This window comes from Actinomycetospora lemnae (assembly GCF_028737315.1).
In the GTDB taxonomy this organism is placed as follows: domain Bacteria; phylum Actinomycetota; class Actinomycetes; order Mycobacteriales; family Pseudonocardiaceae; genus Actinomycetospora; species Actinomycetospora lemnae.
The window spans coordinates 556,421-580,761 of sequence record NZ_JAQZAO010000001.1 but is presented as its reverse complement, the minus strand read 5'-3'; the positions used below and the strand labels follow the sequence as shown (position 1 = coordinate 580,761).

General features: G+C 74.1%; 27 protein-coding genes. 13 read left to right on the top strand and 14 right to left on the bottom strand.

What is annotated here, in order from left to right; translation table 11 throughout:
- Positions 1-1,350, top strand: a complete 1,350-nt coding sequence (locus tag PGB27_RS02815; protein ID WP_408630001.1) for a M16 family metallopeptidase — start codon at positions 1-3, stop codon at positions 1,348-1,350.
- Positions 1,351-1,382: 32 nt separating this feature from the next.
- Positions 1,383-2,117, top strand: coding sequence for a 4-hydroxy-tetrahydrodipicolinate reductase (gene dapB / locus PGB27_RS02810; RefSeq protein ID WP_408630000.1), 735 nt, complete (start codon positions 1,383-1,385; stop codon positions 2,115-2,117).
- A gap of 6 nt (positions 2,118-2,123) precedes the next feature.
- Here dapB and PGB27_RS02805 read toward each other — a convergent pair whose 3' ends face one another.
- The gene (locus PGB27_RS02805) at positions 2,124-2,780 is read right to left on the bottom strand and encodes a hypothetical protein (RefSeq protein ID WP_274198807.1); all 657 of its coding nucleotides are present in this window, start codon (positions 2,778-2,780) and stop codon (positions 2,124-2,126) included.
- A gap of 65 nt (positions 2,781-2,845) precedes the next feature.
- Entirely contained in the window at positions 2,846-3,439 is a 594-nt protein-coding gene (locus tag PGB27_RS02800) for a GNAT family N-acetyltransferase (protein ID WP_274198806.1), read from the bottom strand.
- Between the two features lie 118 nt (positions 3,440-3,557).
- On the opposite strand from PGB27_RS02800, the gene PGB27_RS02795 reads away from it, so the two are divergent.
- Together PGB27_RS02795 and PGB27_RS02790 are read left to right on the top strand one after the other, a co-directional pair.
- Positions 3,558-4,049: a beta-class carbonic anhydrase gene (locus PGB27_RS02795; protein ID WP_274198805.1), complete on the top strand. Its 492-nt coding sequence runs from the start codon at positions 3,558-3,560 to the stop codon at positions 4,047-4,049.
- Positions 4,046-4,804, top strand: a complete 759-nt coding sequence (locus tag PGB27_RS02790) for a hypothetical protein (RefSeq protein WP_274198804.1) — start codon at positions 4,046-4,048, stop codon at positions 4,802-4,804. The genes PGB27_RS02795 and PGB27_RS02790 overlap by 4 nt, the downstream gene beginning before the upstream one ends.
- On the opposite strand, the gene PGB27_RS02785 is transcribed toward PGB27_RS02790, so the two are convergent.
- Both PGB27_RS02785 and PGB27_RS02780 read right to left on the bottom strand, forming a co-directional pair.
- Positions 4,765-6,072: a WS/DGAT domain-containing protein gene (locus PGB27_RS02785; RefSeq protein WP_274198803.1), complete on the bottom strand. Its 1,308-nt coding sequence runs from the start codon at positions 6,070-6,072 to the stop codon at positions 4,765-4,767. The genes PGB27_RS02790 and PGB27_RS02785 overlap by 40 nt on opposite strands.
- Before the next feature lie 113 nt (positions 6,073-6,185).
- Positions 6,186-6,452: a hypothetical protein gene (locus PGB27_RS02780; RefSeq protein ID WP_274198802.1), complete on the bottom strand. Its 267-nt coding sequence runs from the start codon at positions 6,450-6,452 to the stop codon at positions 6,186-6,188.
- Between the two features lie 134 nt (positions 6,453-6,586).
- On the opposite strand from PGB27_RS02780, the gene PGB27_RS02775 reads away from it, so the two are divergent.
- Positions 6,587-7,831: a winged helix-turn-helix domain-containing protein gene (locus PGB27_RS02775; protein ID WP_274198991.1), complete on the top strand. Its 1,245-nt coding sequence runs from the start codon at positions 6,587-6,589 to the stop codon at positions 7,829-7,831.
- On the opposite strand, the gene PGB27_RS02770 is transcribed toward PGB27_RS02775, so the two are convergent.
- Positions 7,801-8,763, bottom strand: coding sequence for a LysR family transcriptional regulator (locus PGB27_RS02770; RefSeq protein WP_274198801.1), 963 nt, complete (start codon positions 8,761-8,763; stop codon positions 7,801-7,803). The two genes, PGB27_RS02775 and PGB27_RS02770, sit on opposite strands and share 31 nt — an antisense overlap.
- 76 nt (positions 8,764-8,839) lie before the next feature.
- Here PGB27_RS02770 and PGB27_RS02765 point away from each other — a divergent pair, with 76 nt between their 5' ends.
- The 3 genes from PGB27_RS02765 to PGB27_RS02755 are packed head-to-tail and all read left to right on the top strand — an operon-like array spanning position 8,840 to position 12,295.
- Complete coding sequence (locus tag PGB27_RS02765) at positions 8,840-9,535, top strand: succinate dehydrogenase cytochrome b subunit (protein WP_274198800.1); 696 nt, start codon at positions 8,840-8,842, stop codon at positions 9,533-9,535.
- Positions 9,536-9,537: 2 nt separating this feature from the next.
- The gene (locus PGB27_RS02760) at positions 9,538-11,514 is read left to right on the top strand and encodes a fumarate reductase/succinate dehydrogenase flavoprotein subunit (protein ID WP_274198799.1); all 1,977 of its coding nucleotides are present in this window, start codon (positions 9,538-9,540) and stop codon (positions 11,512-11,514) included.
- Between the two features lie 25 nt (positions 11,515-11,539).
- Entirely contained in the window at positions 11,540-12,295 is a 756-nt protein-coding gene (locus PGB27_RS02755) for a succinate dehydrogenase/fumarate reductase iron-sulfur subunit (protein WP_274198798.1), read from the top strand.
- A gap of 96 nt (positions 12,296-12,391) precedes the next feature.
- On the opposite strand, the gene PGB27_RS02750 is transcribed toward PGB27_RS02755, so the two are convergent.
- Positions 12,392-13,354 carry a DUF4097 family beta strand repeat-containing protein gene (locus tag PGB27_RS02750; protein WP_274198797.1) on the bottom strand — a complete coding sequence of 321 codons (963 nt, stop codon included), beginning with the start codon at positions 13,352-13,354 and terminating at the stop codon, positions 12,392-12,394.
- Positions 13,351-14,226, bottom strand: coding sequence for a hypothetical protein (locus tag PGB27_RS29345; RefSeq protein ID WP_332843739.1), 876 nt, complete (start codon positions 14,224-14,226; stop codon positions 13,351-13,353). Before PGB27_RS29345 ends, PGB27_RS02750 begins: the two co-directional genes overlap by 4 nt.
- A 51-nt stretch (positions 14,227-14,277) precedes the next feature.
- Between PGB27_RS29345 and thyX the strand changes: the two genes are divergently transcribed.
- From thyX to PGB27_RS02730, 3 genes are all read left to right on the top strand, one after another.
- Entirely contained in the window at positions 14,278-15,078 is an 801-nt protein-coding gene (thyX, locus tag PGB27_RS02740; RefSeq protein WP_408629990.1) for an FAD-dependent thymidylate synthase, read from the top strand.
- A 42-nt stretch (positions 15,079-15,120) separates the two neighbouring features.
- Entirely contained in the window at positions 15,121-15,753 is a 633-nt protein-coding gene (locus PGB27_RS02735; protein WP_274198795.1) for a TIGR03085 family metal-binding protein, read from the top strand.
- 76 nt (positions 15,754-15,829) lie between these two features.
- The gene (locus tag PGB27_RS02730; RefSeq protein ID WP_274198794.1) at positions 15,830-17,635 is read left to right on the top strand and encodes a ribonuclease J; all 1,806 of its coding nucleotides are present in this window, start codon (positions 15,830-15,832) and stop codon (positions 17,633-17,635) included.
- A 1-nt stretch (position 17,636) separates the two neighbouring features.
- On the opposite strand, the gene PGB27_RS02725 is transcribed toward PGB27_RS02730, so the two are convergent.
- A complete protein-coding gene (locus PGB27_RS02725) occupies positions 17,637-18,023 on the bottom strand; it encodes an NUDIX hydrolase (RefSeq protein WP_274198793.1) in 387 nt (128 codons plus the stop codon).
- A gap of 37 nt (positions 18,024-18,060) precedes the next feature.
- Here PGB27_RS02725 and PGB27_RS02720 point away from each other — a divergent pair, with 37 nt between their 5' ends.
- Both PGB27_RS02720 and fdhA read left to right on the top strand, forming a co-directional pair.
- Positions 18,061-18,663, top strand: a complete 603-nt coding sequence (locus PGB27_RS02720; protein ID WP_274198792.1) for a hypothetical protein — start codon at positions 18,061-18,063, stop codon at positions 18,661-18,663.
- A 162-nt stretch (positions 18,664-18,825) separates the two neighbouring features.
- On the top strand, positions 18,826-20,040 hold the full coding sequence (fdhA, locus tag PGB27_RS02715; RefSeq protein ID WP_274198791.1) for a formaldehyde dehydrogenase, glutathione-independent: 1,215 nt from the start codon (positions 18,826-18,828) through the stop codon (positions 20,038-20,040).
- A 30-nt stretch (positions 20,041-20,070) separates the two neighbouring features.
- Here fdhA and PGB27_RS02710 read toward each other — a convergent pair whose 3' ends face one another.
- The 6 genes from PGB27_RS02710 to pqqC form a co-directional block, all read right to left on the bottom strand.
- On the bottom strand, positions 20,071-21,144 hold the full coding sequence (locus PGB27_RS02710; RefSeq protein WP_274198790.1) for a sodium:proton exchanger: 1,074 nt from the start codon (positions 21,142-21,144) through the stop codon (positions 20,071-20,073).
- Positions 21,145-21,160: 16 nt separating this feature from the next.
- On the bottom strand, positions 21,161-21,748 hold the full coding sequence (locus tag PGB27_RS02705; protein ID WP_274198789.1) for a TMEM165/GDT1 family protein: 588 nt from the start codon (positions 21,746-21,748) through the stop codon (positions 21,161-21,163).
- 38 nt (positions 21,749-21,786) lie between these two features.
- Positions 21,787-22,080: an amphi-Trp domain-containing protein gene (locus PGB27_RS02700; RefSeq protein WP_274198788.1), complete on the bottom strand. Its 294-nt coding sequence runs from the start codon at positions 22,078-22,080 to the stop codon at positions 21,787-21,789.
- Positions 22,081-22,174: 94 nt separating this feature from the next.
- Positions 22,175-23,305: a pyrroloquinoline quinone biosynthesis protein PqqE gene (gene pqqE, locus PGB27_RS02695; protein ID WP_274198787.1), complete on the bottom strand. Its 1,131-nt coding sequence runs from the start codon at positions 23,303-23,305 to the stop codon at positions 22,175-22,177.
- Positions 23,298-23,615, bottom strand: a complete 318-nt coding sequence (pqqD, locus tag PGB27_RS02690; RefSeq protein WP_274198786.1) for a pyrroloquinoline quinone biosynthesis peptide chaperone PqqD — start codon at positions 23,613-23,615, stop codon at positions 23,298-23,300. The genes pqqE and pqqD overlap by 8 nt, the downstream gene beginning before the upstream one ends.
- Entirely contained in the window at positions 23,612-24,340 is a 729-nt protein-coding gene (gene pqqC, locus PGB27_RS02685) for a pyrroloquinoline-quinone synthase PqqC (protein ID WP_274198785.1), read from the bottom strand. The genes pqqD and pqqC overlap by 4 nt, the downstream gene beginning before the upstream one ends.
- Position 24,341: the final 1 nt, after the last annotated feature.

Here is a 24,341-nt window from a genome sequence, read left to right as displayed (position 1 = left end):
ATCGGCACGGCTCTGTCCGGCGTCGGTCAGGCGGAGACGCAGCACCCGGCCCCCGGCGTGGCACGCACCGTGCTGCCCGGGGGCCTGCGGGTGGTCACCGAGCACGTCGCCGGCGCGCGGTCGGCGTCGGTGGGGCTCTGGGTCGAGGTGGGCTCGCGCGACGAGCCCGCCCTCGGCGCGGGCACGCACGGCGCGGCGCACTTCCTCGAGCACCTGCTGTTCAAGGGCACGCGGCGCCGCTCGGCGCGGGCGATCGCGGAGGAGATCGACGCCGTCGGTGGCGACCTCAACGCGTTCACCGGCAAGGAGCACACCTGCTTCTACGCGCACGTCCTCGACCGCGACATGCCGCTCGCGGTCGACGTGCTCGGCGACGTCGTGCTCGACGCGGTGATGGCGGCCGCGGACGTGGAGCTCGAGCGCGACGTGGTGCTCTCGGAGATCGCCGGGCGGGACGAGGACCCCGAGGACCTCCTCGCCGACGACTTCGACGCGCTGCTCTTCGGCGCGCACCCGCTGGGCCTGCCGGTCATCGGCACCGAGGAGACGGTCACGGGCATGACCCGTGACCGGCTCGCGGACTTCCACGACCGGCACTACGTGCCCGCGCGCTCGGTGCTCGCCGTCGCCGGGAACGTGGCCCACGCCGACGTGCTCGCCGCGGTCACCGAGGCCTACGGGTCGCGGCTGACCGGTCCGGCGACGTCGTGGCACCGGGGCGCGCAGGCCGCGCCGGGCACGCCCGTCGACCGCCTGTCCGTGCGCGACGAGGACACCGAGCAGGCCCACCTCATGCTCGGCGTGCCGTCGCTGGCGCGCGCCGACGAGCGCTGGCCGGCGCTGCAGGTGCTCTCCACCGTGCTCGGCGGGGGCATGAGCTCGCGGCTGTTCCAGCAGGTCCGCGAGCAGCGGGGGCTGGCGTACTCGGTGTACTCGTCGACCACCGGCTACGCCGACACCGGCACCCTCGCGGTCTACGTCGGTTGCGCGCCGGAGCGGCTCGGCGCCGCCGCGGCGGTGGTGCGCGACGAGCTCGGCGACCTCGCCGCCCACGGCATCACCGACGCCGAGCTCGCCCGCGCGCAGGGCCAGCTGCGCGGGGAGCTCGTGCTGGGCCTGGAGGACACCTCGTCGCGGATGACCCGTCTCGGGCGCCGCGAGCTCGACCACGGCGGCCTGGACCGCGCCACCGACCTCGCGACGACGCTCGAGCGGATCGACGCCGTCGGTGCGCGCGACGTGGCGTCCCTGGCCTCCTCGCTGCTCGCGGGTCCCCGCGCCGCCGCCGTCGTCGGTCCCTACGGTGACGTCGACGAGCTGCCGGGCGAGGTGCAGGAGATGATCACGTGATCACGGTGGGTGTCCTCGGCGCGAACGGCCGGATGGGCTCCGAGGCCTGCGCCGCGGTCGAGGGCGCCGAGGACCTGGAGCTGGTCGCGCGGGTCGACGTCCGCGGCACGGAGCGCAGCGGAGCTGACGCCGAGGTGACCGACGATCGCGAGGTCCTGCGCGGCGCCGACGTCGTCGTCGACTTCACGCACCCGTCGGCGGTGGCCGACAACCTGCGCTGGTGCGTCGACGCCGGGCTCCACGTCGTGGTGGGCACGAGCGGCGTCGGCGAGGACCTCCTCGACGACGTCCGTGGCCGCCTGCAGCCCGGTCAGGCGGTGCTCGTCGTCCCCAACTTCGGCATCGGCGCGGTGCTCATGATGCGCTTCGCGGCGCAGGCGGCCCGCTTCTACGACTCGGTCGAGGTCGTCGAGCTGCACCACCCGCGCAAGGCGGACGCGCCGTCGGGCACCGCGACCCGCACCGCGCAGATGATCGCCGCGGCGCGGGCGGAGGCCGGCCTGGGCCCGGGTCCCGACGCGACCACGCACGACCCCGACGGCGCCCGCGGGGCGACGGTCGACGGCATCCCGGTGCACGCGGTGCGGATGGCGGGCCTCGTCGCGCACCAGGAGGTCCTGCTGGGGTCCGAGGGCGAGACGCTGACGATCCGGCACGACTCGCTGCACCGCAGCTCGTTCATGCCCGGCGTGCTGCTGGCGTGCCGGAAGGTCGCGGAGCACCCGGGCCTGACCGTCGGCCTCGACGGGCTGCTCGGCCTCGACTGAGCGCCGTCAGACCGGCGGCGACCCACCGACCAGCCACCGGCTGCGCAGCGTCAGCGCGCGCTCGGTCGCCGCGAGGGCCGTCGCGAGGGTCACCGCGACCTCCGCCCACCCGTCGAGGTGGATCGGCGCGGTGACCACGCCGACGTGCGCGGCGACGACCGGGACCCGGGTGATCGCCTCCAGCGCGATCATCCCGGACAGGGCGAGCCCGGCCAGGACGACCGCGACGGCCACGGCGCCGACGACCGCGCTCGTCCGCGGGAACCGCCGGCCGAACCGCGCCCGCAGACCCTCGGTCGACCGGGGGTGCGGCCGGAGGGCGCGCACGGTGCCGTCGTCGGCGAGGAAGTGCATGCGCCGCAGGCCGTACCGACCGACGGCGACCTCGATGACGCCCCCGGGCACCGGGAACGCCGCGGGCAGCGTGGCGCGCCCGACCTGGGCACCGTCCCGGTAGAAGGAGACGGGGCTGCGCCGGCTCGTGCTGTCGGCGCCGTGGCGGACGTCGACCTCGTAGACGTGCTGCCCGAGCTCCCCGTCCGGCAGCTCCAGGACGAACAGCGAGCGCGAGAACAGCTGCCAGCAGCGGTACTCCGGCACCGGGCTGCCGTCACCGGGCTTGACCTTCGCGACCTGCCGGCGTCGCCGGTACTCCGTGAACACACCCGGGACGCTCCGCCGTGCCGCAGCGGCATGCTCCAGCGAACGTGGCCCACCTCACAGGAGGCTCAGCTCAGCAGGGGGAGGTCCAGGTCGTCGAGGGACGGCTCGGGGCGGAACTCCAGGTCCAGGTCGCCCGCCACCCGGATCTCGCGCAGGGGCCTGCCGCCGGCGTCGAGGGTGCGGACGGTGCCGTCGGGCTCCCAGCCCGCGCGCTCGTAGAAGCGGCGCGAGGCGGTGTCGCGCTCGGGCACCCACGCGATCCCGCGCGTGGCGCCGGCCCCGCGCAGCACCGCCGCGGCCTCGACCAGCAGCCGCCCGCCGTGCCCCCGCCGGCCCCACCGCGGTTCGACGAGCAGCGTCGCGACCGCCGCCACCGACCCCGCGTCGTCCGGGACGCTGCCGGCGGCGTCGGCGAGGTCGTCGGGCGACGCCGCCCCGGCCGCGCAGAAGCCGACCAGGGCGTCGCCCTCGGTCGCGACCCACACCGCGCCGGCGGCGATCGGCGCCGCCCAGCCCGCGGCGACCGCGGCCTCGTCGAACCCCTCGACCGCGCCGGGCGGGAGGAGGTCGGCGTAGGCGGAGGTCCAGACCGTGCGCTGGACGTGCGCGACCGCCGCGGCGTCGTCGGCCACGGCGAGGCGGACGGAGGCGAGCGCCATGGGCGGTGACCCTAGAGACCACCGTCACCGCACGCGCGGGCACGGCACGGGGTACTGCGCGACAGACCGGACAGGCGGCAGGGTGGCCGCGCACCGCTCCGACCCGCTGGGAGGCGACATGACCGCGACCGACGAGATGCTGGCGGCGAACCGCAGCTTCGCCGAGGGCTTCGGCAGCGCCGGCCTGCCCGGCCCGCCGTCGCGCGGCGTGGCCGTCGTGGCCTGCATGGACGCCCGGCTCGACGTCTGGCGCGTGCTGGGGCTCGGCGACGGCGAGGCGCACGTGATCCGCAACGCGGGCGGCGTGGTCACCGACGACGTCCTGCGCTCGCTGACCGTCAGCCAGCGCAAGCTGCAGACCCGTGAGGTCGTGCTGCTGCACCACACGAAGTGCGGGATGGCGACGTTCGCCGACGAGGACTTCGTCGCCGAGCTCGAGGCCGACACCGGGCAGAAGCCCGCCTGGAGCCCCGGCGCGTTCGCCGACACCGAGCAGGACGTCCGCGACTCGATCGCGGCCGTGCGCGGCTGCCCGTTCCTCGTGCACACCGACGCGGTGCGCGGCTTCGTCTACGACGTCGACACCGGCGCGCTGTCCGAGGTGTCGTGAGGCTGGACATCACCGCCGAGCTCGACGTCCCGCACCGCCCGGACCTCGCGCCGGTCGGCCGCCAGCTCGACGCCCTCGCACCCGTCGCCGCCCGCTTCCTCGTGCCCGACAACGCCACGGCGCGGGCGGCGGTGGCCGGGCTCGCGGTGGCGGGGGAGGTGCGCCGGCGGGGCCACGAGACGGTCGCGGTCCTCAACGCGCGTGACCGCAACACCCTGGGCCTGCGCCGCGACCTGCTCGGGCTGCTGGCGCTCGGGGTGCACGAGGTCCTGCTGCTGCGCGGCGACCGCCCCGACGACGAGCGCGAGGACGGCCCCCTGACCGTCGGCGCGATGCTGCGCGAGGCCCGGGCGCTGGCCGACGAGCACGAGGTGGCGCTGACGATCGGGGTGGTCGCCGCGCCGGGCCGCGACCTGCCGCGGTGGAAGCGCGACGCGGACGTCCTCTGGCTCGCGCCGACGTTCTCGGTGCCGGCCGTCGTCGACTGGCGCGAGCGGCACGCCGACCTCGCGCACCCGGTCCGCGCGGGCGTCCTCGTGCCCACCGGGCCGCGAATGGCGCGCGGGGTCGCCGAGGGCATGGACCTCGACCTGCCCGACGGCCTCACCGAGGCGCTCGCCGAGGACGACACGGCCGGCGTCGACGCAGCCGTCGAGCACGCGCTGGCCCTGCACGACGCCGGCGTCGACGGCATCCACCTCGTCGCCGTGAGCCGCTACCGGGAGGTCGCCGCCCGGTTGTCCGGGCTGGTCTGACAGGCCGCGACGAGCAGGGCCGCCTCGGCGCGCAGGCCGTCGGCGAGCACATCGAGGTCGGGGACGAGGCCCGGGTCGACGGTCACCCCGAAGGACAGCACGTCGACCATCGACGCGGCGGTGACCCGCAGCGCGTGGTGGAAGCCGATCTCGGCCAGCGGCCAGGTGGCGCGGACGCGGCGGCCCAGCACGGCGACCGGGGTACGCGGCCCGGGCACGTTCGACACGCTCACGGTGAAGGCGCGGGCGGTGGCCCGGAGCCGGTCGCAGACGTGCCGCAGCGGCGGCGAGACCTCGGCCAGGCGGTGCAGCAGGTCGTCGAGGAGCGCGGCGTCGCGGGCGTCCTTGCGGCGGGTGGTCAGCTCGTGGACGGAGCGCAGGCGCTCGAGGGGGTCGGTGACGTGCACCGGCAGCGGCAGGTCGAACGCCGAGTCGCGGTTGCCCTGCGACGGGTCCTCGCGGGGCAGGCTGACCGGGACCCGGACCCGCAGGTCGGTCACCGTGCCCGCGTGGTGGTCGATCCACCGGCGCAGCCCGCCCGCCAGCACCGCGAGGAACGCGTCGTTGACCGTCGCGCCGGCCCAGCGGGCGGCGGCGTGCAGGGCCGCGAGGTCGGTGTCGACGAACGCGACGTCGCGGTGGGTCGAGAGCGCGCCGTCGAACGGCGAGTGCGCCGGCCCGACCGTGAACTCGCGCTCGATGACGCCCATCAGGTGGGCCCGCCGGCGCTCGTGGTCGGCCCGGACGGTGGCGGGCGGGGACGCGGCGGTGCCGGTGTCGCGTCCTGCCCCGGAGCCGACCGCGTCCTCGTCGTAGAGCACCGTGTGCGAGAGCCGTGTCATCGTCGCGCCGTCGGCGAGCGCGTGGTGGACGCGCCAGACCAGCGCCGTGCCCCCGCCGGCGAGCGGCGCCACGTCCATCGACCACAGCGGGCGGTCGCGGTCGAGGTGGCGGGCGAACCGGTCGGCGACCAGCGCGCGCAGGCCGGCGTCGTCGTACGGGCCGTCGGGGGCGTCGACGACGTGGACCGCGAGGTCCAGGCCCGGGTCCGGCACCCACACCGGCTCGTCGGGCGTCCCGGCGAGGCGGTAGCGCAGCTCGGGCGCGGCGGGCAGGCGCTCGGCGATCCGCCCCCGCACCGCGGCGGCCTCCACCGGGTCGCCCCGCAGCATGGCCATGTGCAGCACGTGACCCACGACCGTGGGGCACTCGAGGTCGAGGATCGCGCGGTCCTCGTCGGAGAGCGGCACGCGGTCGGTGGGGGCCACGGATCCGATCCTGGGCCACCCGCGCCCCACTGACCAGGTGCGCTGCGCGCAGGTGAGCACTCCGGAGTGCCAGAGCACTCCGAAGTGCTCACGAGCGCCGGAGGCGCACCGGGTCAGGCCGGGCGCGGCAGCGGCAGGGCCGGGGGCTCGTCGTCGGCGAGCCGCGCCTGCCCGGCGGGGTGCTCGACCAGCGCCAGCACCCGCGACGCCATGAACCGCGCGGTGCGCACCGGCGTCCCGCCGCGCGTCACCTCGCTGACCTCGACCACGCCGCGGCCGTGCGCGATGTCCACGCGCCGCCCGGCCCGGGTGGCCTCCACCTCCCACGTGCGCGTCGCGCCCCCGGCGTCGACGACGATCTCCACACGGTCCCCGACCATGCGTCCTCCTCTACTCGTCCTCCCAGGTCAACGCCGGTGCGGCCCGGGTGATTCCACCCCCGGGTCGGGCTCCGCTGCACTCCGTCTCCCGTCCGTTGTCGGGGGTCTGCGGCAGGATCGTGACCGTGGAGAGGATGTCGGCGGCGCAGGCGCGACGGGCCGCGGTCGCCGCCCAAGGACTGACGGGCCCGGCCCGGCCCGCCCCGCCGTCGCGGCGCACGCTCGCGGCGGCGGTCGAGCGCCTCGGGCTGCTCCAGCTCGACTCGGTCAACGTCGCCGTCCGCGCCCACTACGCGCCGCTGTTCTCCCGGCTCGGTCCCTACGACCGCGAGGCCCTCGACGCGCTGGCCTGGCCGCGGACGCCCGCGGAGGCGCGGCGCCGCACCCTGGTCGAGTACTGGGTGCACGAGGCGAGCCTGCTGCCGGTGGACGACTGGCCGCTGTTCCGCTGGCGCATGCGCGACAACGCCGCCCGGGAGAACCGCTGGCTGGGCAACGCGCTCGACCACCGGCCCGACGTCCTCGACGCCGTCGTGGCGGCCGTCGCCGAGCACGGGGCGCTGGAGGCGGGGGAGATCGCCGAGGTGCTCGGCCACGCGGGCGACCGGCGCGCGCGGGCGCACGGCGGCTGGTGGCAGCGCTCGGACGTCAAGGTGGCGTGCGAGCACCTCTTCGCCACCGGGGTCCTCACCACGGGGACGCGCCGCGGCTTCCGGCGCGCCTACGACCTCGCGGAGAACGTGCTCCCGCCCGAGGTGCTCGCCCGCGAGCCGGACCGCGACGAGGCGATGCGCGCGCTGGTGGCCCGGGCCGCGACGGCGCTGGGCGTCGCCACCGAGCCCGACCTGCGCGACTACTTCCGCCTGCCGCCGGCCGAGAGCCAGGCCGCGGTCGCCGCGCTCGTCGACGCCGGCGAGCTGGTGCCGGTCGAGGTCGAGGGCTGGTCCGCGCCGGCCTACCGCGCGCCCGACGCCCGGCTGCCCCGCCGGGTCACCGGGCGGGCGCTGCTCGCCCCGTTCGACCCGCTGATCTGGTTCCGGGCCCGCACGCTGCGCATCTTCGACTTCCACTACCGCATCGGCATCTACACGCCCGCCGAGAAGCGCACGCACGGCTACTACGTCTTCCCGTTCCTGCTCGACGGGCGGCTGGTGGCGCGGGTCGACCTCAAGGCCGACCGGGCCGACCGGGCGCTGCGCGTGCCCGGGGCGTTCCTCGAGGGCGGCGCCGACCACCCCGGCGAGGCCGCCGTGGCCGACGCCCTCGCCGCCGAGCTCGCGACGATGGCGCGCTGGCTCGACCTCGACGGCGTCGTCGTCGAGGGCGGCGACCTCGCGCCCGCGCTGTCTCAGGCCGTCAAGGTCGGGGGGTGGACGTAGCGCACGCCCGGGGGCAGGTGCCCCGTGCGCGAGGTGCGGGCGAGCACCGCCAGCAGGTCCTCGCGGAACGCCTGCGCCGCGCGGGTCGGGGCGACGTCGGTGCGGTGCGCGAGCGAGATCGTGCGGTGACTCCACGCCCTGTCGGCGTGCTCTCCTGACATGTCCAGACGGGTGGCGCGCAGCGTCGGGTGACCGGCGAGCACGAGGCTCGGCACGATCGCCACGCCCAGCCCGCGCTCCACCATGCGCAGCACGGCGTCCATCTCGCCGCCCTCGACGGCGATCCGCGGGGTCACGCCGGCGGCGGCGCAGGCGGCCAGCGTCACCTCCCGCAGCTCGTAGCCCTCGCGGTTGATCACCAGCGGGTGCTCGGCGAGCTCGGCGATGCCGACGTGGCCGCCGAGGTCGGGCCACGCGCGCGCCGACACGACCACCAGCTCCTCGCGCAGCACCGGGGTGAACGCCAGGTCGCCCACGGTCTCCCCGCGGTCGATGACGAGCGCGAGGTCGAGCTGGGCGCGCTGCAGGTCGGCGACGAGGTCCTGCGAGCCGCCCTCGGCGATCTGCAGGCTGATGCCGGGGTAGCGCCCGTGGAACACCTCGAGGACGTCGGCGACGACGCTGACGCACAGGCTGGGCGTGGCCCCGAGACGCAGCCGGCCCTTGCGCAGCCCGGCGAGCTCGGCGATCTCCATCCGGGCGGTCTCGGAGTCCGCGACGATGCGGCGGGCGAGCGGCAGGAGCGCCTCGCCCGCCGCCGTCAGTGTGACGTTGTCGTGACCGCGCGTGAGCAACGTCTCGCCCAGGTCCTCCTCCAGGCTGCGGATCTGTTTGCTGAGCGTCGGCTGCGCGACACGGCACAACGCCGCTGCCTGCGTGAATCGGCCGGTGTCCACCACAGCGAGGAAGTAGCTGAGCTGTTTGATGGTCATCGCCATAGCCCCACGCTATGACATGACCGTGTTGCATGCATTAGCGCTTCGTGATGCGGCGACTTACCGTCTTCACGTGGTCATCACCCCGCAGCGCAACATCGTCTCGAGGACGTGGGGCACCTCGGTCGGCAAGAAGACGGTCATCGCCACGACCGGCGCCGTCTTCCTGCTGTACGTCATCGCCCACATGCTCGGGAACCTCAAGGTCTTCTTCGGCATCGAGGCGTTCGACGCCTACGCGCAGCACCTGCGCGAGATCGGCGAGGCGATCTTCGGCTACGAGGGGGTCCTCTGGCTCCTGCGCGTCGTCCTGCTGACGAGCCTCGTGCTGCACATGTGGGCCGCGTTCTCGCTCTGGTACAAGGCGAAGAAGGCCCGCCCGATCGGGTACCAGCACCGGCAGCGCTGGGAGGGCAGCTACGCCGCCCGGACGATGCGATGGGGCGGGGTGATCATCTTCCTGTTCCTGGTCTGGCACATCCTCGACCTGACCACCGGCACGGTGAACCCGCTCGGTGGTGACGAGAGCGCCTACCTGAAGCTCGTCGCGAGCTTCGACCGCTGGTACGTGTCCCTCTTCTACATCCTGGCGGTGGTGGCCCTCGGCTTCCACATCCGGCACGGCCTCTGGTCGGCCATCCAGACCTTCGGCGCGAACAGCGCGCTGAAGCAGAACGCGCTCAAGACCTTTGCCTTCGTCGTGGCAGCGGTGATCACGATCGGCTTCGCGATCGTCCCGCTGTCCGTGATGTTCGGTCTGGTGAGGTGACGATGTCTGAACTGCAGCAGGAGCCGACGGCCGTCCAGGGTGAGGGCCGCTACGTCCTCGGCGACCCGATCGCGGACACGCGCGCCCCGGACAGCCCCATCGCCGACCGGTGGAGCGACCGCAAGTTCTCCGCCCGCCTGGTCAACCCGGCCAACCGCCGCAAGATGAGCGTCATCGTCGTGGGCACCGGCCTGGCCGGCGCCGCGGCCGCCGCCACGCTCGGCGAGGCCGGCTACCACGTGAAGTCGTTCTGCTACCAGGACAGCCCGCGGCGCGCGCACTCGATCGCCGCGCAGGGCGGGATCAACGCCGCGAAGAACTACCGCTACGACGGCGACTCGATCCACCGCCTGTTCTACGACACGGTCAAGGGCGGCGACTTCCGCTCGCGCGAGTCGAACGTGCACCGCCTGGCCGAGGTCAGCCTCAACATCATCGACCAGTGCGTCGCCCAGGGCGTCCCGTTCGCCCGCGAGTACTCGGGCCTGCTCGACACCCGGTCGTTCGGCGGCACGCAGGTGTCCCGCACGTTCTACGCGCGTGGCCAGACGGGCCAGCAGCTGCTGCTGGGCGCGTACCAGGCCCTCGAGCGCCAGGTCCACGCCGGCACGGTCGAGGTGCACCCGCGCACCGAGATGCTCGACCTCATCGTCGTGGACGGGAAGGCGCGCGGCATCGTCACGCGCAACCTGTTCACCGGGCAGCTCGACACCCACCTCGCCGACGTCGTCATCCTCTGCTCGGGCGGCTACGGCAACGTCTACTACCTGTCGACGAACGCCAAGGGCTCGAACGTCACGGCGGCCTGGCGGGCGCACAAGCGGGGCGCGCTCTTCGCGAACCCCTGCTACACGCAGATCCACCCGACGTGCATCCCGGTCTCCGGCGAGTACCAGTCGAAGCTGACGCTGATGTCGGAGTCGCTGCGCAACGACGGCCGCGTGTGGGTGCCCAAGGAGCGCGGCGACGACCGCGACCCGAACGACATCCCCGAGGACGAGCGCGACTACTACCTCGAGCGCCAGTACCCGGCGTTCGGCAACCTGGTCCCGCGCGACATCGCCTCCCGCGCCGCCAAGAACATGTGCGACGCGGAGCACGGCGTCGGGCCCAGCGGGCTCGGCGTGTACCTGGACTTCAAGGACGCCATCGCGCGTCTCGGCCGCCCGGCCGTCGAGGCCAAGTACGGCAACCTCTTCGAGATGTACGAGCGCATCACCGGCGACGACCCGTACGAGACGCCGATGCGCATCTACCCGGCGATCCACTACACGATGGGCGGGCTGTGGGTCGACTACGACCTGCGCTCGACCATCCCGGGGCTGTTCGTGGGCGGCGAGGCCAACTTCTCCGACCACGGCGCCAACCGCCTCGGCGCCTCCGCGCTGATGCAGGGCCTGTCCGACGGGTACTTCGTGCTCCCGACGACGGTCGCCGACTACCTCGCCGACGCCCCGTTCGACGAGGTGCCCGAGGACCACCCGGCCGTGCAGGAGGCCGTCGAGTCCACGCGGGCGCGCATCGACAAGCTGCTCTCGGCCAACGGCCACCGCACCGTCGACTCGTTCCACCGCGAGCTGGGCCAGCTGGTCTGGGACCAGTGCGGCATGGCCCGCAGCAAGGAGGGCCTGGAGAAGGCCCTCGACCGCATCCCCTCCCTGCGCGAGGAGTTCTGGCGCGACGTGAAGATCGTCGGCACCGGCGACGGCTTCAACCAGTCGCTGGAGAAGGCCGGCCGGGTCGCCGACTTCATGGAGCTCGCCGAGCTCATGTGCATCGACGCCCTGCACCGCGAGGAGTCCTGCGGCGGCCACTTCCGCGTCGAGTCCCAGACCGAGGACGGCGAGGCCCAGCGCGACGACGAGAACTTCGCGTACGTCGCGGCCTGGGAGTACGCCGGCGACAACCAGCGGCCGGTGCTGCACAAGGAGGACCTCGAGTTCTCCTACGTGCACCCGACCCAGCGCAGCTACAAGTAGCTGATCCGACTACGGAGTATCGACTGTGAAGCTCACCCTGCGCATCTGGCGGCAGGCCTCGCCCGAGGCCAAGGGCAAGATGCAGAAGTACGTGCTCGACGACGTCGAGCCGGACATGTCGTTCCTCGAGATGCTCGACGTGCTCAACGAGAAGCTCGTCATCGACGGCAAGGACCCGGTGTCGTTCGACCACGACTGCCGCGAGGGCATCTGCGGCTCGTGCGGCATGGTCATCAACGGCAACGCGCACGGCCCGCAGCAGTACACGACGACGTGCCAGCTGCACATGCGGCACTTCGACGACGGCGACACGATCGACATCGAGCCGTGGCGGGCCAAGGCGTTCCCGGTGGTCAAGGACCTCGTCGTCGACCGCAGCGCGCTCGACGAGATCATCAAGTCGGGCGGCTACATCTCGGTGAACACCGGCTCGGCGCCCGAGGCGCACGCGATCCCGGTGGACAAGGTGTCGGCGGACGACGCGTTCGACGCCGCCACCTGCATCGGCTGCGGCGCGTGCGTCGCGGCCTGCCCGAACGGCAGCTCGATGCTGTTCACCGCCGCGAAGGTCACCCACCTCGGGCTGCTCCCGCAGGGCCAGCCCGAGCGCCAGACCCGTGCGATCAACATGCTCGCCCGCCAGGACGAGCTGGACTTCGGCGGCTGCACCAACGTGGGCGCCTGCCACGAGGTGTGCCCGAAGGGCATCCCGCTGGCCTCGATCGCGCAGCTCAACCACGACGTCCTCGGCGCCACCCTCACCGGGGCGCGCTCGGACTAGGCCCGACCCGGAACTGAGCGAAGGGCCCCTTCGGTCGAACTACTCGACCGAAGGGGCCCTTCGCTCATCTCGGGGGTCACGTGCTGCGGGCGGCTCTCAAGGGGTCGCGGTCAGCGCGGGGCGCGGGCGCGCGGTGGCGACGGTGACGTCGCCCGCCCCGGTGCGAGCGCGGATCCGCAGCGGGGGGCCGGTGTCGGTCGCGGTGTCCGACGCGGGCGCCTCCGGCCGCTCGCCGCGCACCGGCAGGTCGCTGCGCACGCGCCCGACGGCGGCGTGGAGGGCGACCTGCGCATCGACGCCCGGATGCACGCCGACCCAGAGCGAGCCGACGCCCGTGCCGAGCTCGAGGTCGCCGGCCAGCGCGTCGGCGACCTGGACGTCGCCGGCCGCGGCCCGGACGGCCACGTCGGCGTGCACGTCGCCGAGCCGGATGCGACCGGCGCCCGTGGTGATCTCGGCGGGCGCGAGGACGTGCTCGATCCGCACACCGCCCGCGCCGCCGGTCATCCGCAACGGGCCGGCGAGGCGGGCGATGCGGACCTCGCCGGCACCGCAGCGCAGGTCGGCGCGCCCGGTGACCTCGTCCAGGCGGACCTCGCCCGTCCCGTGCACCGACACCTCGTCGGCCCGGCCCTCGACCACGACCCGCGCCGCGCCCGCGCGCAGGCGCAGGCCCGAGTCGCGGGGCGCCCGCACGGTGATCGCGAGCGGGACGCCGCGCAGCGCCCAGTCCTGCGGGCCGCGGACGACGAGCCGGCGGGCGTCGGCGTCCCAGTCGAGCGTCGTGGCGGCGACGGCGGCCGCGGCGCGCTCCTCGGGGGTGGTCGACGAGCGGTCGACGCCGAGGAACCCCAGCAGGCCCGAGAGCCCCCGCATCCAGCCGGGCGGGGCGTCGGGGTCGGCCTCGACCCGGGCCCGGACGGTCTCGTCACCGGCCGGCTCGGGGTCGGGGTGGGGGTGGGGGTCGAGGTGCACGCGGACGGTCCCGGCGTCGAGGGCGACGTCGATGGTCACCGGCTCGGTGCCGGCCCCGGCGACCTCGCGGGCCGGGGCGCTCATCCCCGCACCCATCCGGACACGTCGTCCCCGCCGTCGTCGCGGCGGTCGGTCGAGCTCGTCGACCCGCCCTCGCCGGGGGAGCCGGTCGAGGGGCCGGTCGAGGGGCCGGTCGAGGGGCCGGTCGACGGGCCGTCGGAGTCGCTCGCGGGCGGGGTCGGCGGGGTGTCGGACCCGGTCGACCCGCTGCCGGTCGACCCGGTGTCCCCGGACGATCCCGGACGGCCCTGCTCCCAGCCCTTCCGCCAGTTCTCGTCGCGGCTCGGGTCGTCACCGGGGTCCCGGCCCGAGTCCCAGCCGGCGTCCCAGCGGCCCCACGGCCCGCCGCGGTGGCCGCCGTACTGGCCCTTGAGCGCGCCCTGCACGGCCTGGCCGATCCAGGAGTTCAGGGACATGCCCTGCGCGGCCGCGGCCTTCTCGGCCTGGCCCTTGATCTGGTCGACGAGGCGCAGCGTCATCCGCGAGATGTCGCCGACGTCGGGACCACCGGGGCCGCCGAAGCCGCCGCCGCCGAAGCCGGGGCCGGGCGGGGGCGGCGGGGTGTGGCGACCCGGGCCGCCGGGGCCACCGCCCGGCGTGCCGGCGAAGGGCGACGACGACGGTCCGGCGAAGAAGCCGTCCTGCTCCGACGAGGGGCCGCGGTCGACGACGACCTGCACCTCGCGGCCGGACAGGCGCAGCGAGACGGTGCGGTCGCCGAGCTGCTCGGAGACCTCGCCGGCGAGGTCGGACAGGGCGTTCATGAGCGCCAGCCGGACGGCGGGCTCGAGGGCGGCGGCGAGCGAGGAGCCCGCCCGGGTCGTGGCCTCGTCGCCGACCGCGGCGGCCGCGGCGAGGTCGTCGCGGAGGGAGGCGACGTACGGTGTCAGGTCCATGACACCACTGTGACACCACGAGGCCCTGATCGCCACCACGATGGTGTCATCATGCTGTCGGCGAACGGCGCGGAGGGCGACTTGTACCGTGGGCCCGTGGCTCCGGAGACCGTGTCCCCCCAGGTGACGCTGATCGCGAAGACCGAGTTCTTCGCGCCGCCCGGGGTCCCGTGGGAGACCGACGCCGACGGCGGGCAGGCGCTCGCCGAGTTCGCGGGGCGGGCCTGCTACCAGTCGTGGAGCAAGCCGAACCCGGCGACGGCCACCAACGCCGGGTACCTGCGCCACATCCTCGAGGTCGGCCACCTCTCGGTGCTCGAGCACGGGACGGTGAGCTTCTACCTGACGGGGATGTCGCGCAGCCTCACCCACGAGCTGATCCGCCACCGGCACTTCTCGTACTCGCAGCTCTCCCAGCGCTACGTCCCGGAGAAGGACGCGGCGATGGTCGAGCCGGAGGTCATCGCCGAGGACCCCGAGCTGCACCGGCAGTTCCTCGAGGCCGCCGAGGCGGCGCGGGAGGCGTACGAGAAGCTCCTGGTGGGCCTCGAGGAGCGCTTCGCCGACGAGCCCAACCGCACGCTGCGCCGCAAGCAGGCCCGCCAGGCCGCCCGCGCCGTGCTGCCCAACGCCACCGAGACCCGCATCGTCGTCACCGGCAACTACCGGGCGTGGCGCCACTTCATCGCGATGCGCGCGAGCGAGCACGCGGACGTCGAGATCCGTGACCTCGCGATCGCGTGCCTCAAGGTGCTGCAGGCCGAGGTGCCCAACGTCTTCGCCGACTTCGAGATCCGCCGCCTGCCGAGCGGTTCCGAGGTCGCGAGCAGCCCGTTCGTCGCCGAGGGTTAGGACGGGGCGAGGGCCCGGCGACGGAACGGGTAGGGAGTGACCATGAGTGCCGCCCAGATCGCCGACGCCGAGCGTCGCGATCTCGCCGACCTGTTCCTGCGGCTCGGCCCCGACGAACCGACGCTGTGCGGGGGCTGGACCACCCGTGACCTGCTCGCGCACCTGGTGACCCGCGAGCGCCGCCCCGACGCCGCGCCCGGCATCCTCATCCCGCCGCTCGCGAGCTGGACCGAGCACGTGCAGGCGTCGATCGCGCGCGGCGACTTCGGCGAGCTGGTGGCCACCCTGCGCTCCGGGCCGCCGTTCTGGAGCCCGATGGCGCTGCCGCCGCTGCGCGTCGTCGACGTCCAGGAGTTCTTCATCCACCACGAGGACGTGCGCCGCGCCCAGGCCGGCTGGTCGCCGCGCCCGCCGGACGAGGCCCGCGACCGGCAGCTGTGGCGCATGGTCGGCCTGCTCGGTCGCCTGAGCTACCGCTCCAGCCCGGTGGCCGTGACGCTGCGCCGCCCCGACGGCGAGGAGCACGCCGTGCGCTCGGGGCCGCGCACGGTCATCCTGACCGGTGAGCCCGGCGAGCTGCTGCTGCACGCGGCCGGCCGCGACGAGTGCGTGGTGCACCCCGAGGGTGAGCCCGCCGACGTCGCCACCGTCATGGCACTCGACCGGGGCCTGTGAGGGCCCCGCACCGCATTCCGTACCAGGAGGACCCGATCACCGCCCGTCTCCCGCGTCCCTTCCCCGGGACCGCCCGATGAGCCGTTCCACCGCCCGCCGGCCCGAGCAGGGTCAGCAGCAGGGCCAGCACCAGAACCAGCAGCAGAACCAGCAGCACGACCACGCGAGTCACGACTGCGCGCGGGGCTCCGGGGTGCCGACGCAGTCGGTCCCGGGCTCCGAGGGCACCCCGCCGCCGACACCGGAGGGCGCACTGCGCGTCGTCGCCCTCGGGGGCATCGGCGAGATCGGGCGCAACATGACCGTGCTCGAGTACGGCGGCCGCCTGCTGATCGTCGACTGCGGTGTGCTCTTCCCGTCCGAGGACTCGCCCGGCGTCGACCTGATCCTGCCCGACTTCCGGGCCGTCGAGGACCGCCTCGACGACGTCGACGCGCTCGTGCTCACCCACGGGCACGAGGACCACATCGGCGCCGTGCCGTTCCTGCTGCGCCAGCGCCCCGACCTGCTCGTCGTCGGGTCGCGCTTCACGCTCGCGCTGGTCGCGGCCAAGTGCCGGGAGCACCAGCTCACCCCGCGCCTGCTCGAGGTCCGCGAGGGCGAGCGCAACCACCACGGCACGTTCGACTGCGAGTTCTTCGCGGTCAACCACTCGATCCCGGACGCCCTGGCCGTCGCCGTGCGCACCCCCGGCGGCACCGTGCTGCACACCGGTGACATCAAGCTCGACCAGCTGCCCCTCGACGGGCGCCTCACCGACCTGGCCGGCTTCTCGCGCCTCGGCGACGAGGGCGTCGACCTGCTGCTCGTCGACTCGACCAACGCCGAGGTGCCCGGCTTCGTCACCCCGGAGCGCGACATCGCCCCGGTGATCGACGACGTGTTCCGCAAGGCGCCGAGCCGCCTCATCGTCGCGTGCTTCGCGAGCCACGTGCACCGCGTGCAGCAGATCCTCGACGCCGCCGCGCACCACGGGCGGAAGGTCTGCTTCACCGGTCGCTCGATGGTCCGCAACATGGGCATCGCGAGCGACCTGGGCCTGCTGCGCGTGCCCGAGGGCCTGCTCGTCGACCTCGACGACGCGCTCGCGATGCCCGAGAAGGACGTCGTGCTCGTGTCGACGGGCTCCCAGGGCGAGCCGCTGTCGGCGCTCGGGCGCATGGCCCGCGGCGACCACCGCCAGATCACGATCGTGCCCGGGGACACGGTCGTCCTGCTCTCGAGCCTGATCCCCGGCAACGAGACCGCGGTGTTCGCCGTCATCAACGGCCTGACCCGGCTCGGGGCCGAGGTCGTGCACTCCGGTGTCGCGCGCGTGCACGTGTCGGGTCACGCGTCGGCCGGTGAGCTGCTGTTCCTCTACAACGCCCTGCGCCCGCGCAACGTCATGCCCGTCCACGGGGAGTGGCGCCACCTGCGCGCCAACGCCGAGATCGCGCGCCGGACGGGGGTCGAGAACGTCGTCATCGCCGAGGACGGCGTCGTCGTCGACCTCGTCGACGGGCGCGCGGCGATCAGCGGGCGGGTCGAGGTCGGTCACGTCTACGTCGACGGCAACCAGGTCGGCGACGTCGGCGAGTCGACGCTGTCGGACCGGCTCGTGCTCGGCGAGGGCGGCTTCATCGCGATCACCGTCGCCGTCGAGGCCGCGACCGGTCGCGCGGTCGCCCCGCCGCGCATCTCCGGGCGCGGGTTCTCCGACGACCCGAAGGCGCTCGAGGACGTCGTCTCGCTCGTCGAGATGGAGCTCTCGCGCACCGAGGCCGAGGGGATCACCGACACCCACCGCATCGCCCAGGCGGTGCGTCGCGTCGTCGGGCGCTGGGTGGGGGAGACCTACCGGCGCCGGCCGATGATCGTCCCGACGGTCCTGCCGGTCTAGCTCAGCGCCGCCGGATCGTCTTGTCCAGGTGGGCGCGCACCGGCGCCCACAGGTCGGGGAGCACCATGTCGACCTGGTCGTGGAGGTACCAGGCGGCGCGCACGCTGTCCGGGATCCCCTCGGGGTCGACGGGGTGCACCGGGCTCGCGGCGACGTAGATCGTGACGATGCCGTCGTGGTTGAAGCGCCCGAGCTGGCGCCCGGCCCGGACCTCCACGCCGGTCTCCTCGAGGCAGCCGCGGGCGGCGGTCGCGCCGGGGGACTCCTTGTCCTGGGGGCGCCCGCCCGGCAGGACCGCCGGCGGCATCTCCCCGGGGCGGTGGACGAGCAGGAGCCGGCCCGGGGGTGCCGTCACCACGGCCAGCACGAGGTGCACCTGCCGACTCACGCGTCCTCCTCCGTCTCGGCCGCCTAGGCTACGGCGCGTGACGGCCGTCGAGGTGACCACGCCCGCCCGCCGCATCGCCGCGGGCGTCACGACGGCGACGTCGCCGACCCTGCTGCTCGCCGTCCTCTACCCGGTGGTCGGGGCGCTGGCCGCGGGCCCGGTCGGCGTCGCGTGGTCGCTGATCGGCATGGTCTTCACCGTCGCGATCCCGGCGTTCATCGTCGACCGCGGCGTGCGCTCCGGGCGCTACACCGACCACCACCTGCGCGAGCGCGAGCAGCGGGCGGTCCCGCTGGGGCTCGCGGCGCTCTCGGTCGCGACGGGCGTGGTGGTGCTGCTCGTCGCCGGCGCGCCCCGGGCGATCGCCGCGCTGCAGGTGGCGGTGCTCGTCACGGTCGTCGTCGCCACCGCGATCACGCTCGTCTGGAAGGTCAGCTTCCACACCGCCGTCGTCGCCGCGGCGGCCGCGGTGCTCACGCTGCTCGGCGGCGGGTGGTGGGCGCTGTCCTGGCTGGCCGTGCCGCTCGTGGGCTGGGCGCGCCTGGTGCTGCGCGCGCACACCCTCGCCCAGGTCGCGGCCGGGCTGGTCGTGGGCGCGGGGGTGACGACGGCGGTGCTCGTGGCCGCCGGGGTGCCGTGAGGGCGGCCGGCACGCGCACCTGACGCGTCCGTTCGACGCCTTCCTCTCCTGCGAGGGTGTGAGTGACAGAGGCCACAGGTACCCGGAGGATCGGACCGTCAGCCCACCACGGCGGCCCGCCGGCCGTCCCGGTCAGCGCAGACACCCCTCGGAGGAACGCCCATGAAGGCCGTTGCGTACATCGAACCGATGAAGGTCGAGATCCAGGACATCGAGTACCCGAGCCTGGAGCTCAAGGACGGGCCGGGGGTGAACCCCGCCAACGTCGGGCGGCAGTGCCCGCACGGGGTGATCCTCAAGCTCGTCGCCACCAACATCTGCGGGTCCGACCAGCACATGGTCCGCGGCCGGACCACGGCGCCGCCCGGGCTGATCCTGGGCCACGAGATCACCGGCGAGGTCGTCGAGGTCGGCCGCGACGTCGAGTTCATCCAGCAGGGCGACCTCGTCTCGGCCCCCTTCAACATCGCCTGCGGGCGCTGCCGGATGTGCAAGGAGGGCCACACCGGCGTCTGTCTCAACGTCAACCCCGAGCGCCCGGGCTCGGCGTACGGCTACGTCGACATGGGCGGCTGGCAGGGCGGCCAGGCCGAGTACGTGATGGTCCCGTACGCCGACTGGAACCTGCTGAAGTTCCCCGACCGCGATCAGGCGATGGAGAAGATCCTCGACCTGACGATGCTGTCGGACATCTTCCCCACCGGCTACCACGGCTGCGTCACCGCGGGCGTGACCACCGGTTCGACCGTCTACATCGCCGGCGCCGGGCCCGTGGGCCTCGCCGCCGCGGCGTCGGCGCAGCTGCTCGGGGCCGCCGCGGTGATCGTCGGGGACATGAACGAGGAGCGCCTCCGGCACGCGCGGGAGGTGATCGGCGCGGAGACCGTCGACCTCACGGAGGAGGGCACGCTGCCGGAGAAGATCGAGCAGATCGTCGGCGAGCCGGTGGTCGACGCCTCGGTCGACGCGGTCGGGTTCGAGGCGCGCGGTCACGGCAAGGACTCGGACAAGGAGCAGCCGGCGACGGTCCTCAACTCCATCATGGAGATCACGCGGGCGGCCGGGAAGCTCGGCATCCCGGGTCTCTACGTCACCGGCGACCCCGGGGCCTCCGACGACGCCGCCAAGGAGGGCAGCCTGTCGATCCGCATCGGTCTGGGCTGGGCGAAGTCGCACTCGTTCACCACCGGCCAGTGCCCCGTGATGCGCTACCACCGGCAGCTGATGAACGCGATCCTGCGCGACCGCGTGCAGATCGGGAAGGCGGTCAACGCGACCGTCATCTCGCTCGACGACGCCCCCCAGGGCTACGCCCAGTTCGACTCGGGCGTGGCGAAGAAGTTCGTCATCGACCCGCACGGATCGATCGCGGCCTGAGCACCTCGGCGTCCCGGTCGGGAGCACCACTCAGTCCCCGACCGGGACCCCGCCGACGACCACCAGGCTGACCACGACGTAGGCGAGGTACGCGGCGAGCAGCACGACCCCGTGGCGACGGCGCAGCCGCCCGGACGCGAGGAACACCGCCGACGTCGCGGTCAGGAGCACGAGCACCGGCAGGTGCCAGCGCACGACCTCGTCGGTGACGACCATCGTGCCGCCGGCCAGCAGCAGGATCCCGAGCTTGCCGGTCACCGAGAACACGACGCTGCCGACGACGTTCGCGACGCCGATCTCGGGCGCGCCGCGGCGGGCGGGCTCGACGGTGAGCAGGAGGTCCTCGAGGGACAGGGCGAGCGTCGCGACCGTGACGCCGAAGACGGTGCCCGGGAGGGCGAACTCCTCGAGGATCCCCTCGGTGCCGGCCCCGGCCACGGTGGCGCCGACGACGAGGCCCGCGAGCGCGAGGACGGCGAGCGCCACGGTGGCCGCGGGGGAGCGCCGGCGGGCGCGCAGGAAGCCCTCGTCGATGCGGACACCGGGCGGGGGAGCGCCGGCCGGGCCGCCCGCCGGCTCCGGGCGGCCGCGCCGCGACGCGATGCCGCCGCCGAGGGTCACGCGGTCGATCTGCTCGTAGAGCGCGGCGTCGCGCCACACGGGCCGCCGCGCGGCGTACTCGCGCAGCGCGATCCACCCGACGAAGGCGGCGAACAGCACGAGGAGCCCCGCGCCGGTCAGGGCCGTCAGGCGCCCCGTGAGCGCGAGGGCGTACATGACGACGGGGGCGCCGGCGTAGAGGGCCAGGTAGTCGCGGGGCACCGTCACCGACGTCGGGGCCACGACCGCGGCGAGGGCCAGCACGAGCCCGGGCATCGCGATCGTCGTGCCGATGACGGTGCCGAGGGCGACCTCGTGGAGGTCCTCGACGCCCAGCGCGAGGCCGAGGGCGAGATCGTCGAACTCGATGCCGGTGAACACCAGCGCGACGAGGAACAGCGAGATCGCCCACCGGCTCGCGACCCCGACCAGCTGGCCGATGAGCTTCTCGGCGGAGTGGACGAGGACCGCGACGCCCAGGACGAACGCGAGGATCGGGATCACGACGAGCGGCCGGGCCTCAGCCGCGGATGGCCGCGACCGCGCTGATGATCGCGAGGATCACCATGATCGCGGCGGCCACGATCGCCACCCACTTCACCGGCACGATCTGCCGGAGCCGGTTGCCCCCGTAGATGGCGAGGGCGGAGACGGCCCACAGGCCCAGCAGCGAGCCGATGCCGACGAGCAGCGGGGCGCCGTACTGCGCGGTCAGCGTCGCGGTGAGGATCTGCGAGGGGTCCGCGAGCTCGGAGAGCGCCGTGATGCCGAAGGCCGTCGCCGCCACCGCCCACCGGGTCCGCGGTGCCTCGCGCTCCTCGTCGTCGTCATCGTCATCGTCGTCGTCCTCCAGCCCCTCGCGGAGGGTGAGGAACGCTCCGATGAGGAACATGACCGCGAGGATCGCCTCGAGGGGACGTTCCGGGAGCAGACCGACGAGGCTGCCCGCCGCCACCGCGATGCCGACGTGCACGAGCATCCCGGCGAAGACACCGATGAGCACCCAGCGGGCCGGGAAGCGGGTCGCGAGGACGAGCGTCACGAGACCGCTGGTGTCCGCCACCTCCGCCAGGGCGATGACGACGAAGGTGATCGCGATCACGGACACGTGGCATGGTTACTGCACGCGGCCTCCGGCCGCAACCGTCAACGCAGGGGTGTGGGCGCGGCGACGGAGGTCCGCGGCCTGTCCGACGAGGGCTCGCCGCGGTCGTTCGGCCACACGAGCTCGAACTCCAGCTCGATCTTCTCGCCGTAGGGCTCGAGCTCCAGCTCGACCTCGAACTCCTCGGGCAGGTTCAGCGCGACCGTCGGCCCGACCAGGGCGACGTCCGCGGTGCCCCCGTTCTCCAGGGCCGTCGCGAGCTGGTGGAGCCACCGCGCGGCCTCCTGCCGTGTCAGGACCACCCGCTGCTCGATCTTCCCGCCGCCACCCGACATCGCGGGTCTCCTCTCTCCGGACCAACCCGGGAGACCCCGGGGGAGGACGAGCGTAGGCGGTTCGGCAGGATCGGCGCCCCGTACGACCGACCCGTTACTCGTCCGCGCGGTGGGGCCGGGACACGAGGGCGGGGACCGGGACCAGGACCGGCTCGCGGGTCGGCGCCGCCGGCCCCTCGTCGCTGTTCGCGGCCTCGACGGCGGCGTCGATGATCCCGCGGTCCGGTGAGAGGACGCAGACCGGATCGGTGCGGGTCATGTCGCCGGTGAGCTGGAAGGCCTGGCAGCGACAGCCACCGAGGTCGACCTCGCGGCGCTCGCAGCTGCGGCACGGGTCGGGCATCCAGTCGGTGCCGCGGAAGGCCGTGAACAGCGGGGAGGACCGCCAGATCCAGCCGAGGTCGTGCTCGTTCACGTTCGCCCGCGGCAGCGGCAGCTCGTGGGCCGACAGGCACGGCCAGGCGTTGCCCTCGGGCCCGACGACGAGCTGGCGCGAGCCCCAGCCGCCCATGCAGGGCTTGGGGTAGCGGCTGTAGTAGTCGGGGATGACGTAGATGACGTCGGTGCGCCCGCGCAGGCGCTCGCGGGCCTCGCGGGTGACCTGCTCGGCGCGCTCGAGCTGCTCGCGGCTGGGCAGCAGCGCCTCGCGGTTGCGCAGCGCCCAGCCGTAGTACTGGGTGTTGGCGAGCTCGACGCGGTCGGCCTCCAGCTCCTCGACCCGCTCGAGGATGGCGCCGATCCGGTCGATGTTCTGCCGGTGCAGCACGACGTTGAGGGTCAGCGGCCAGCCCAGCTCCTTCACCAGCCGCGCCGCCGCCATCTTCTTGTCGAACGAGGAGATGCCGGCGAGCTGGTCGGACAGCACCGGCTCGTCGGCCTGGATGCTGACCTGGACGTGGTCGAGGCCGGCGTCGCGCAGCGCCTCCGCCCTGGGGCGCGAGAGCCCGATCGCGCTGGTCACGAGGTTCGTGTAGAGGCCGAGCCCGCTCGCGTGGGCGACGAGCTCGACGATGTCGCGGCGCAGCAGCGGCTCGCCGCCGGAGAAGTGGCTCTGCAGCACCCCGAGGTCGGCGGCCTCGTCGAGCACGCGGCGCCAGTCGTCGGTGGTGAGCTCCGCGGAGCGCTTGGTCAGCTCCAGCGGGTTGGAGCAGTAGGCGCAGGACAGCGGGCAGGCGTGGGTCAGCTCGGCCAGCAGGCCGAGGGGACCGTCAGGGGTGTCAGTCATCCGGGATCTCCACCCAGCGCCGGGACGCGAGGCGCTCGAGGAACGAGGTCACCTCGTCGTCGACGACGCGGTCGTACCGGCGGCCGAGCTCGTCGACGATGTCGCCCACGCTGTGCGCGCCGTCGCAGAGGCCGAGGATGTCGGCGCCGGTCGGGTTGAGCACCACGACGGTCTCCGGCCCGAGCAGCACCTGCCGCTCGCGGGCCTTGTCGTAGCGCATCTTGACGAACCGGGCGAGCCGCGGCCGCCCGGTGCGCGGGACGGTCCTGATCGGTCCGGCTCCGCTCCGCTGCGCGTCCCCGCTGGTCACGAGGGGTACGCCCGGTCGATCGCGTCCATCATGCTCCAGAGCACGTCGTTCTTGAAGGCGAGCGCGGCGACGGCGGCGTCCTGCTGCTCCGCGGTCCGGCACCGCTCCTTGACGATCTCCAGCGCGTGCTCGGAGTCGCGCGGGGCCTGGTGGAGCCGGTTGCGGAAGTAGTCGAGTCCGTCCTTGTCGATCCACGTGTAGTGCTTCTCGAACGCCGCGAGCCGCTCGGCCATGAGGCCCGGGGCGAACAGCTCGGTGAGCGACGAGGCGACGGCCTCGACCCACGGGCGGGTGCGCGCGAAGGTCACGTAGGCCTCCACCGCGAACCGCACGCCCGGCACGATGTGCCGCCCGTCCTCCATCTCCTCGCGGGGGACCCCGCAGGCCTCGCCGAGACGCAGCCAGGCCTCGATGCCACCCTCGGTGGTGTCGGTGCCGTCGTGGTCGGTGATCCGCCGGATCCAGCGCTTGCGGACCTCGCGGTCGGGGCAGTTGCCCAGCACCGCGGCGTCCTTGCGGGGGATCGCCTCCTGGTAGCAGAAGCGGTTGGCGACCCAACCGCGGATCTGGTCGGGCGAGAGCTCGCCGGCGTTCATGCGCACGTGGAAGTCGTGCTCGCTGTGGTAGCGCGTGGCCTGGGACCGCAGCCGCTCGACGAGGGCGTCGGGGCCGACCGCCGTCCCCGGCCCGGCGTGGGTGCCGTTGGTCGCGTGTGTCGCCGTCATC

Excerpts from the sequence above, each read along its gene's own strand:
- pqqC (WP_274198785.1), bottom strand. The coding sequence starts at position 24,340 with ATGACGGCGACACACGCGACCAACGGCACCCACGCCGGGCCGGGGACG.
- thyX (WP_408629990.1), top strand. The coding sequence starts at position 14,278 with ATGCTGTCGGCGAACGGCGCGGAGGGCGACTTGTACCGTGGGCCCGTG.
- PGB27_RS02770 (WP_274198801.1), bottom strand. The coding sequence starts at position 8,763 with ATGACCATCAAACAGCTCAGCTACTTCCTCGCTGTGGTGGACACCGGC.
- PGB27_RS02775 (WP_274198991.1), top strand. The coding sequence starts at position 6,587 with ATGTCGGCGGCGCAGGCGCGACGGGCCGCGGTCGCCGCCCAAGGACTG.
- PGB27_RS02760 (WP_274198799.1), top strand. The coding sequence starts at position 9,538 with ATGTCTGAACTGCAGCAGGAGCCGACGGCCGTCCAGGGTGAGGGCCGC.
- PGB27_RS02735 (WP_274198795.1), top strand. The coding sequence starts at position 15,121 with ATGAGTGCCGCCCAGATCGCCGACGCCGAGCGTCGCGATCTCGCCGAC.
- PGB27_RS02795 (WP_274198805.1), top strand. The coding sequence starts at position 3,558 with ATGACCGCGACCGACGAGATGCTGGCGGCGAACCGCAGCTTCGCCGAG.
- PGB27_RS02750 (WP_274198797.1), bottom strand. The coding sequence starts at position 13,354 with ATGAGCGCCCCGGCCCGCGAGGTCGCCGGGGCCGGCACCGAGCCGGTG.
- PGB27_RS02730 (WP_274198794.1), top strand. The coding sequence starts at position 15,830 with ATGAGCCGTTCCACCGCCCGCCGGCCCGAGCAGGGTCAGCAGCAGGGC.
- pqqE (WP_274198787.1), bottom strand. The coding sequence starts at position 23,305 with ATGACTGACACCCCTGACGGTCCCCTCGGCCTGCTGGCCGAGCTGACC.
- dapB (WP_408630000.1), top strand. The coding sequence starts at position 1,383 with ATGGGCTCCGAGGCCTGCGCCGCGGTCGAGGGCGCCGAGGACCTGGAG.
- PGB27_RS02800 (WP_274198806.1), bottom strand. The coding sequence starts at position 3,439 with ATGGCGCTCGCCTCCGTCCGCCTCGCCGTGGCCGACGACGCCGCGGCG.
- PGB27_RS02700 (WP_274198788.1), bottom strand. The coding sequence starts at position 22,080 with ATGTCGGGTGGCGGCGGGAAGATCGAGCAGCGGGTGGTCCTGACACGG.
- PGB27_RS02780 (WP_274198802.1), bottom strand. The coding sequence starts at position 6,452 with ATGGTCGGGGACCGTGTGGAGATCGTCGTCGACGCCGGGGGCGCGACG.
- PGB27_RS29345 (WP_332843739.1), bottom strand. The coding sequence starts at position 14,226 with ATGGACCTGACACCGTACGTCGCCTCCCTCCGCGACGACCTCGCCGCG.
- fdhA (WP_274198791.1), top strand. The coding sequence starts at position 18,826 with ATGAAGGCCGTTGCGTACATCGAACCGATGAAGGTCGAGATCCAGGAC.